General features: G+C 67.3%; 10 protein-coding genes. All 10 read left to right on the forward strand.

Features of this window, described 5'->3' with window-relative positions; all coding sequences use genetic code 11:
* Positions 1 to 1101, forward strand: a 1101-nt coding sequence (locus HMPREF3114_RS04600) for a flagellin (protein WP_070489228.1), incomplete at its 5' end; no start/stop codon positions are given.
* Positions 1102 to 1542: 441 nt separating this feature from the next.
* Entirely contained in the window at positions 1543 to 2958 is a 1416-nt protein-coding gene (fliD, locus tag HMPREF3114_RS04605; RefSeq protein ID WP_005416448.1) for a flagellar filament capping protein FliD, read from the forward strand.
* Between the two features lie 128 nt (positions 2959 to 3086).
* Positions 3087 to 3503: a flagellar export chaperone FliS gene (gene fliS, locus HMPREF3114_RS04610; RefSeq protein WP_005416447.1), complete on the forward strand. Its 417-nt coding sequence runs from the start codon at positions 3087 to 3089 to the stop codon at positions 3501 to 3503.
* The gene (locus tag HMPREF3114_RS04615) at positions 3500 to 3793 is read left to right on the forward strand and encodes a hypothetical protein (RefSeq protein WP_005416446.1); all 294 of its coding nucleotides are present in this window, start codon (positions 3500 to 3502) and stop codon (positions 3791 to 3793) included. The genes fliS and HMPREF3114_RS04615 overlap by 4 nt, the downstream gene beginning before the upstream one ends.
* Positions 3790 to 4368, forward strand: coding sequence for a PilZ domain-containing protein (locus tag HMPREF3114_RS04620; RefSeq protein ID WP_070489229.1), 579 nt, complete (start codon positions 3790 to 3792; stop codon positions 4366 to 4368). Before HMPREF3114_RS04615 ends, HMPREF3114_RS04620 begins: the two co-directional genes overlap by 4 nt.
* Positions 4369 to 4460: 92 nt before the next feature.
* The gene (locus HMPREF3114_RS04625; RefSeq protein ID WP_005413261.1) at positions 4461 to 5093 is read left to right on the forward strand and encodes a response regulator; all 633 of its coding nucleotides are present in this window, start codon (positions 4461 to 4463) and stop codon (positions 5091 to 5093) included.
* Positions 5094 to 5416: 323 nt separating this feature from the next.
* A complete protein-coding gene (gene rpoN / locus HMPREF3114_RS04630; protein WP_053498600.1) occupies positions 5417 to 6826 on the forward strand; it encodes an RNA polymerase factor sigma-54 in 1410 nt (469 codons plus the stop codon).
* Positions 6827 to 6840: 14 nt separating this feature from the next.
* Positions 6841 to 7218: a response regulator gene (locus tag HMPREF3114_RS04635; RefSeq protein ID WP_005409556.1), complete on the forward strand. Its 378-nt coding sequence runs from the start codon at positions 6841 to 6843 to the stop codon at positions 7216 to 7218.
* On the forward strand, positions 7215 to 8714 hold the full coding sequence (locus HMPREF3114_RS04640; RefSeq protein WP_053498602.1) for a sigma-54 dependent transcriptional regulator: 1500 nt from the start codon (positions 7215 to 7217) through the stop codon (positions 8712 to 8714). The genes HMPREF3114_RS04635 and HMPREF3114_RS04640 overlap by 4 nt, the downstream gene beginning before the upstream one ends.
* Positions 8715 to 8911: 197 nt before the next feature.
* Positions 8912 to 9328, forward strand: coding sequence for a hypothetical protein (locus tag HMPREF3114_RS04645; protein WP_053498604.1), 417 nt, complete (start codon positions 8912 to 8914; stop codon positions 9326 to 9328).
* Positions 9329 to 9448 lie beyond the last annotated feature (120 nt).

Genomic DNA, 9448 nt, shown 5'->3' on the forward strand with positions numbered 1-9448 from the left:
ACCACCATCCAGCGCCTGTCCTCCGGTTCGCGCATCAACAGCGCCAAGGACGACGCCGCCGGCCTGGCGATCTCCGAGCGCTTCGGCACGCAGATCCGCGGTACCGACGTCGCCATCCGCAATGCCAACGACGGCATCTCGCTGGCCCAGGTCGCCGAAGGCTCGCTGACCGAAATCGGCAACAACCTGCAGCGCGTCCGCGAGCTGTCGGTGCAGGCCGCCAACGCCACCAACTCGGCCAGCGACCGCAAGGCCCTGCAGGCCGAAGTGACCCAGCTGGTCTCGGAAATCGACCGCGTCGCCAAGCAGTCGGACTTCAACGGCACCAAGCTGCTGGACGGCACCTTCTCCAGCCAGCTGTTCCAGGTCGGCGCCAATGCCGGCCAGGCCATCGCCATCGACAAGACCATCGATGCCAAGGCCAGCTCGCTGGGCACCTCGACCTTCGCCACCGGCGCGACCGCCGCCCTGGCCGCCAGCACCGACGGCGCACGCTTCTCCGGCACCGTGATGGGCGTGGACATCGGCACGGTTGAAGTCAAGGCCGGCGCCACCACGGCGGATGCCTCCAAGGCCGTCGCCACCGCCATCAACGCCAAGATCGGCGAGGCCGGCATCTACGCCGAAGCCAATGCCGACGGCTCCCTGAAGCTGAGCTCGGTGAAGGAAGGCAAGGCCGTTGCCGCTGCCGATATCGCCCTGATGCGCAGCGACTACGACGCCACCGCCAAGACCTGGGGCACCGCAGCGGCTGCCGGCGCCTACACTGCTGGCACCGACACCTCGGCCAACGTGCAGAAGCTGGACGTGAGCACCGTGCTCGGTGCCCAGCAGGCCCTGGAAGTGGTCGACAAGGCCCTGGGTGCGATCAACAGCACCCGCGCCGACCTCGGTGCGATCCAGAACCGCTTCACCTCGGTGGTGGCCAACCTGCAGACCTCGTCGGAAAACCTGTCGGCATCGCGCAGCCGCATCAAGGACACCGACTTTGCCAAGGAAACCGCCGAGCTGACCCGCACCCAGATCCTGCAGCAGGCCGGTACGGCCATGCTGGCCCAGGCCAACCAGGTGCCGCAGGGCGTGCTCAGCCTGCTGCGCTGATCCACGGCAAGAAGGCGCCGCTACCGTCGGGTCGAACCGACGGTAGCGGCAACCGGGAAGCCACGATGCACGAAGGCGCGGGCCATGCCCGGCCCGGGATGAGTCCCGAACCGGCTTGGCATCGCCCGCTCCTGCGGACCTCTCTTTCAGCGCTGTACCTTTGACTGTACGTACCGGGCGGCTTCGTCTCCCCCCGATTGTCAGTAGTCTGATCCCTCCCCTGCATTGGGGGAGGGCTTTTTGCAGACTCCCGGCAGCCCGCGGTGAACCCACCCGCACCCTGCCCCAGCCCTCCTGCAACCCGCGTGCCAGAACCTGCGCCAGGCGATTGGCACGGCACGTGCATCAACGAAGTCCTCAAGACCCAGCGGCGCAGGCCGCTATTTTCGTTGACGACGGGCCACCGCACGACGGCCGGGCCCGGATACCAGGAGAAACGACGTGGCAGACTTTGGATACGGTGGCATTGGCTCGGGGCTCAACATCTCGGACATCGTCAACCAGCTGGTCGCAGCCGACCGCAAGCCCGCCGACAATGCGCTGAACCTGCAGCAGTCCAAGGCCAAGATGCAGCTGTCGTCGATCGGCACCATCACCTCGGCCTTCGACAAGCTGAAGACGGCGCTGACCGCACTGAAGGCCACCACGGCGTTCGACACGCGCACCGTGACCGCAAGCAAAGGCGGCGACAAGGGCACCGACGAGATCCTGACGGCGTCGGTCGCGCTGTATGACGTCGGCACAACCAAGGCTGCCGCCTCCAATGGCACGCACGTGGTCAATGTCACCTCGCTGGCCACCGCGCACAAACTGATCGCCGATACCTCGGTACCCAAGACCGACACGTTTGCTGCCGGAACCTTGACGCTGACCGTTGGCGTGGGCGACAAGGCCAAGACCATGAACGTGGAGGTGGAGGACGGCGACACGCTGACCACCATCCGCAACAAGATCGATGCGGCTGGCCGCAAGGAAGGCGTGCAGGCCACCCTGATCAGCTCCGGCGACAACCAGTACCTGTCGATCGCCCAGGAGAAGACCGGTGCCGCCAACGCGATCAAGCTCGAATACGCAGGCAGCGACGCCAAGCTGGGGGGACTGGTCAACAGCCTCAAGCAGAACACCGCCGCCGCCGACGCCGAGCTGACCATCGATGGCGTGAAGGTCGTAAGCGCCAGCAATACGGTGGCCGATGCGGTTCCGGGCCTGACCCTGAACCTGAAGATGCCGGGCACCAGCACGGTGACCATCAGCACCGACACTGCGGCAGCCACCAAGGTGATGCAGGAGTTCGTCACCGCCTACAACGCCGCACTGGCGGCGATCAACACCGAAACCAAGTACGACGCCAAGACCAAGGAAGCCTCCACGCTGACCGGTGATGCGCAGATGCGCGGCGCCACCAGCCAACTGCGCTCGGTGATGTCGAGCGTGCTCAAGGACCTGGCCGGTGACAAGCTCGATGCCAAGGCGATCGGTCTGGATACCCGCGGCTACCCCAATGCCGACGGCACGCTGATCCTGGACACCACCAAGTTCGCCGCCGCACTGGCCAGCCAGCCGGAGAAGATGCGCCAGGCGATCACCGGAGATACCGGCGGTGCCGGCAAGCTGTACACGCTGGTCGACGGCTATGTCAGCACCACGGTCGGCAAGGAAGGCGCGTTCGTCGCGCGGACCAAGGGACTGAACACCACGCTGGACAACATCGACAAGCGCCGCAAGGATCTCGACACGCGGATGAAGAGCGTGGAAGAGCGCTACAAGAAGCAGTTCATCGCGCTGGACAGCCTGATGGGCAAGTTGCAGCAGAGCAACACGGCGCTGCAGCAGCAGCTGGCACAGTTGAACCGCTGACGATGCGTGCGTGGCACTCAAGTTTGCCGCGCAATGCACCGATAACGGACGCAACAGCAATCATCGCCGCGCCGCCGGCACCGATCCCCACGATCGCCCGGCGGCACCCCGCGCAAGGAGAATCACGAATGTACGGTTCCAGCCGTCAATATGCCGAGCAGTACCGCCAGGTGGGAGTGACCAGTGCGGTCGCCGATGCCGATCCGCACAAGCTGGTGGCGATGCTGCTGGCCGGCGCGCTGGAGCGCGTGCGTCGCGCCCTGGCCAGCCTCGAGCGCGGCGACCAGGCCGGCAAGGGCAAGGCGATCGGCGAAGTCTGCGCGATCGTCGGCCACCTCAACGGCTCGCTGGACCATGAGGCCGGCGGCGAGATCGCCGGCAACCTGTCGGCCCTGTACGATTACGTGCTGCAGCGCCTGACCGAAGCCAACCTGCACAACGACCGCGCCGCGCTGGATGAATCGCTGCAGCTGCTGGGCGAGATCGACAGCGCCTGGAACGCGATCCCGCACGAACAGCGCCGCCCGGCCGCGGTGGCGCCATGAGCCTGCCCGAACTGCACGCGCAGCTGGATGCCTTCGAGAAGGCATTGGGCGATGACGCCCTGGACCAGGCCGACAGCCTGCTCGACGGGCACGACAGCACCCTGCATGCCCTGCTCAGCCAGCCGCTGACCGCTGCGGACCACGCGCCGCTGAGCGCGCTGTTCGAGCGCCAGCAGAGCCTTCTGGGCCTGCTGCGCCAGCGCCGCGATGCAGCAGCCGCACTGATGAATGACGGCCAGCGCTCTCTTCGCGCCGCCCATGCCTACCTGCAGGCAGAATCGCTGGCATGACCCAGCTGCCGACCACGTCGCTGCACCATCCTGCCGAAAGCGAGCTGTTCGACGAAACGCTCAGCTGCGAGCTGGCCCTGCCGGCCGAGTTCCAGGCGGGCAGCGCGGCCGGACGCACCAGCGGTGCCGAAGGCCTGATGCGCAGCTTGGCACTGGTCGAAGACAGCCGTGTTGACGAGCACGACGAGCGCAACGAGGCCACCCTGCAGCTGCAACGCCTTGAAGCCAAGCTGGACCTGGCGATGGTGCTGCTCGGCCGCTTGGTGCGCCAGCAGGGCCTGGAACTGCCCCTGCGCCCGGTGCGCTGGTCGCGCCGTGGCATCCGCCTGCAGCTGGGCCCGCGCAGTGGTGCCAGCCCCGGACAGGCCGGCGTGGTGCGCCTGCAGCCCAGCGACTGGCTGCCCGACCACATCGACCTGCCGGTGGAAGTGATCGCCGAGGCAGCCAACGGCAGCGGCGGCCACTTCCTGTGGCTGCGCTTCCAGCGCCTGGGCGACGGCCTGGAAATGGCAATGGAACGGCACCTGTTCCGACTGCACCGCCGCCAGGTGGCCGAGGCGCGCCGGGCGCGCTGAAAGCTGCCACCATCACGCTTGGCGGGCAAGCCTTGGCGCGCCCGTTCAGCTAAGTTAAGGTGGACTCCCCTACACGGATCTGTTGCGTGCCTGTGCGAGTTCTCATCGTCGACGATCACACCCTCGTCCGCGCCGGCCTGGCGCGGCTGCTGCAGGGGTTTGCCGACGTGCAGCTCGTCGCCGAGGCCAGCAACGCCGAACAGGCACTGCAGCTGGCCCTGCAGCATGCGCCGGATGTGGTGCTGATGGATCTCTCGTTACCGGGCCGCACCGGCCTGGAAGCGCTCAGCGACATCCGCCTGCGCGCCCCGGGCACCCGGGTGGTGATGATGACCATGCACGACGATGCCGCCCATGTGCGCGACGCCTTGGATCGCGGTGCGGTCGGGTTCGTGGTGAAGGATGCAGCACCGCAGGAGCTGGAACTGGCGCTGCGCGCCGCGCATGCCGGCCAGGTGTTCCTGAGTCCCCAGATCTCGGCCAAGATGCTGGCCCCCATGCTGGGCCGCGAGAAGCCTACCGGCATTGCCGCGCTGTCGCCGCGTCAGCGCGAGATCCTGCGCCGCATCGGCAAGGGCGAAAGCAACAAGGAAATCGCTGCGGACCTCGGCATCAGCGTGAAGACGGTGGAAACCCATCGCGCACGCATGATGGAGTCGTTGGGCTGCCGCCGCGCCAATGACCTGTTGCTGCTGGCCGCGCGCCACCAGCACGAGCTGGAGTGATTGCCTGCCAATGGGGTCAGATCCCTTTCCGCAGGAAAGGGACCTGACCCCTGCCCGGCACTGCACCGGCGACGAATTCCCGTCACCCCGACATTCCCTGACAGGAATCCGTACACCGGCCGCTGCAAAACCCGCCGCGTCGGCACGACGAATCAATGACTTGGCGGCCCGTTTCGTCAATATCCCGAGCCAATGTAGGGATAACCCCTACATCCTGTCGGGACAACCACGAATCCCCTCAGGAACCCCCCGATTCCGCCCACGCCGGATCAAAAGCAAGATGCGTTCCACAAGGCGCCGGGGAGCGGCGCCGGGGAACCACGATGAAGGCTGCACTCTCGACCCAGCTGGGCCAACAACTTCACCTCACCCCGCAGCTGCTGCAGTCGATACGGCTGTTGCAGCTTGATGGCCTGCACTTGGAACAGGAAATCCAGCGCCTGCTGGACTCCAACCCGCTGCTGGAGATCGAAGAGGCCGAAGCGCCTGCCGCTGATGCCACCGAGGTCAGCGCCACCACGCTGGAAACCGCCGCGTTCGACGAGCTGCCGGAGTCTTCGATGTGGGACGTGGCCGGCGCCAGCTGGCAGGACGGCGACGACGACCGCATGGCGCGCATTGCCGCCGGTGAGTCGACCGACCCTCAGCTGCGCGTGCTGCAGCGCCTGGCGCTGGACATGGACGACAGCGAACTGGCGGTGGCCGCGTTCTGGCTCGACCACTGCGACGAGGCCGGCTACCTGCAGGCGCCACTGGCGCAGCTGCAGCTGCTGGCCAGCGCCCAGTTCGACATCGCCGCCGAAGGCGTCGAGGCCATCCGCCAGCAGCTGCTGCACGGTGAACCGGCTGGCATGGCTGCGCAGGACCTGCGCGAAGGCCTGCAGGCACAACTGCGCAGCCTGCACGGCGTGGTCCCCGCGCGTCACCTGGCCGCCCGCATCCTCGATGGCGCGCTCGAGGCACTGGCCGCACACGACTACCCCGCCCTCGCCCGCCAGCACGACGCCGAGATCGACGACGTGCGCGAGGCGGTGCGCCTGATCCTCTCGCTGCAGCCGCGCCCCGGCGACAGCCTGCTGCCCGAACGCAATGCGGTGGTGGTACCGGACGTGGTCGCCTGGCATGCCGATGGGCAGTGGAAGGTGGCACTGAACCCGGCCACCAGCCGCCGCGTCTCGATCAACAGCCAGTACGAACAGGCGCTGGCCGAAACCAGCGAAGCCGCGCCGGCACTGCGCGAGATGCTGCAGGAGGCGCGCTGGTTCAGCCGCGGCCTGTCGATGCGCTACGACACCCTGCTGCGCACCGCGCGTGTGATCGTCGAGCGCCAGGCCGCCTTCCTGGTGCGTGGCGAAGAGGCGATGGCCCCGCTGACCCTGAAGGAAGTGGCCGAGGAAATCGGCATGCACGAGTCCACCGTCTCGCGCATCACCACCGGCAAGTTCCTGCAGACCCCGCGCGGCACCTTCGAACTGAAGCACTTCTTCGCGGTGCGCCTGGAAGGCGCCAGCGTCTCCGGCCAGGCGGTGAAAGCCATGGTCCGCCGCCTGATCGACGCCGAACCCGCCGGCCGTCCGCTGGCCGACGAGGCCATTGCCGGCCTGCTGTCACGCCAGGGGGTGAACATTGCCCGCCGAACCGTCGCAAAATACCGAGAACAACTGGATATCGCCCCGGCCCGCGAACGGCGCCGGCTCAGCGCCAGGCAACCGCAGCTGGCCCGGGTGGGCTGAAAAGGATGTTGGACATGAACAAGCTCACGGTCCTGCTGGTCGATGACCACGAGGGCTTCATCAACGCGGCGATGCGCCATTTCCGCAAGATCGACTGGCTGCAGATCGTCGGCAGTGCCGGCAACGGCCTGGAAGCGATCGAGCGCTCGGAAACGCTGCGCCCGCAGGTGGTGCTGATGGACCTGGCCATGCCGGAGATGGGCGGCCTGCAGGCCACCCGCCTGATCAAGTCGCAGGACGATGCACCGTACATCGTGATCGCCAGCCACTTCGACGACGCCGAGCACCGCGAACACGCGCTGCGTGCCGGTGCCGACAACTTTGTCAGCAAGCTGTCCTACATCCAGGAAGTGATGCCGATCCTGGAAGGCCTCAGGGAGGAACAGTCGTGAGTGAATCGCGCATCCTGGTGCTGGACAACGACGCCGTGCGCGCAGAGCGCACCGTTGCCCTGCTGGAATTCATGGACTTCAATCCGCGCTGGGTCTCCGACGCGGCCGACTTCGACCTGGGCCGGCAGCGCCAGAACGACTGGATGGCGGTGATCGTCGGCAGCCTGGACGACAGCCCCGCCAGCACCGCGCTGTACAACTGGCTGGGCGGCAGCAGCCTGCCGCCTTCGGTGCTGCTGGCCGATGGTGATGCCGCAGTGTTTGCCCAGCAGCACGGGCTGCATGAAGCGAATATCTGGCCGCTGGAAACGCCGCTGCGCCACGCGCAGATGGAAGCCCTGCTGCGCCGCGCCAGCCTCAAGCGCCTGGATGCCGAGCATCAGGCCGGCGCCGCGCAGGACCAGGGACCCACCGGCAACGGCCCGGCAGTGAGCGCCCTGCGCACCATGATCGAGCAGGTGGCCGCATTCGATACCACCGTGCTGGTGCTGGGTGAATCCGGTACCGGCAAGGAAGTGGTGTCGCGCGCCATCCACCAGCGTTCGCCGCGCCGTGACGGACCGTTCGTGGCGATTAACTGCGGCGCCATTCCGGCCGACCTGCTGGAAAGCGAACTGTTCGGCCATGAGAAGGGCGCCTTCACCGGCGCGCTCACCGCGCGCAAGGGCCGTTTCGAAATGGCCGAGGGCGGCACCCTGCTGCTCGACGAAATCGGCGACATGAGCCTGCCGATGCAGGTGAAGCTGCTGCGCGTGCTGCAGGAGCGCAGTTTCGAGCGCGTGGGTGGCAACCAGACCATCCGCTGCAACGTGCGCGTGGTGGCCGCGACCCATCGCGACCTGGAGACCCGCATCGCTGAGGGCAAGTTCCGCGAGGATCTGTTCTACCGCCTCAACGTGTTCCCGATTGAAGTACCCGCGCTGCGCGAGCGTCGCGAAGACCTGCCGGCACTGGTGGAAACCATCGCCGCGCAGCTGGCCCGCACTGGCCGTGGCGAAGTGCGCTTCACCCCGGAAGCCCTGCAGGCGCTGGCCGGCTACGAATGGCCGGGCAACGTGCGCGAGCTGACCAACCTGGTCGAGCGCCTGGCGGTGCTGCATCCGGGGGGTTCGGTGCGCGTGCAGGACCTGCCGGCCCGTTACCGTGGCGATGCGGCACTGGCCGCCACGCCGGCACCGGCACAGCCGGCCGCCAGCGAAGAACGCCTGGACCTGCGCAGTTTCTCCTTCCACACCCCGGGCAGCGGCAACCAGCCGGCACTGGAGCACGGCATTGCCGTCAATCGCCCGGCGGCACCGGCGGCGCTGCCCGACGAAGGCATGGACCTGCGCAACCACATGGCCAACATCGAACTGGGCCTGATCAACGAAGCACTGGAACGCACCCAGGGCGTGGTCGCCCACGCCGCCCAGCTGCTCGGCCTGCGCCGCACGACCCTGGTGGAAAAGCTGCGCAAGTACGGCATCGAGCGCGAGCAGGCCGAACTGGCCGGCTGAAACGCATTGCCAGCATGAAGGGGGCACGAACGCCTGGGCTTGCCCGGGCGTTGGTGTTTTTGGCGCCCGCGGTCGCCCGGGCGTCAGATCCCTTTCCCCAGGAAAGGGATCTGACCCCATTGCTTTTGCACGTTTTCCTAGAGACAACACCGCCGCAGTGCGGAGCATGGCGAGGACACCCCCAAGGAGGTTCCACCATGCGTCGCCTCGCCCTGCTCGCCACCCTGCTCTGCCCGGCCCTGGCCACCGCGGCCAACTGCACGCTGCCTGTCACACTGGACCAGCGCCACTTCACCAACCTCAGCGACCCGTTGTATGCGCCGGACAATCCGAACGCCGGACGCATGGTGCAGGTCAGCTTCACCGGCAACCAGTACGTGCTGGATATCCTCGGCACCGACCTGCGCATCGGCGGCAGCTACCGCTACCAGCGCCTGGCCCCGCATGTCGCGGAAATCCTGATGACCGAGGCCCACCCGGCCGGTCCCGCCCACTACACCCTGCTGCTGACCTGCCAGAGCGACCGCCAGGGCCGCTTCATCTACACCCAGCACGACGGCCCCATCGCGCCGCGCCAGCGCCAGAATTCCGGCCACTGGACCCTGCAGCCGTAGGCCAGAAAACCGACGCCGGATAAATGGCGCCTTCAATGGGGCCAGAGCCCGTTGCGTCGCAACGGGCTCTGACCCCATCCGATCAGTGCCGACCAACGGTCGGCACCCACCAACAGCAGC

Origin of the sequence: Stenotrophomonas sp. HMSC10F07, from assembly GCF_001807895.1 — a bacterium.
In the GTDB taxonomy this organism is placed as follows: Bacteria; Pseudomonadota; Gammaproteobacteria; order Xanthomonadales; family Xanthomonadaceae; genus Stenotrophomonas; species Stenotrophomonas sepilia.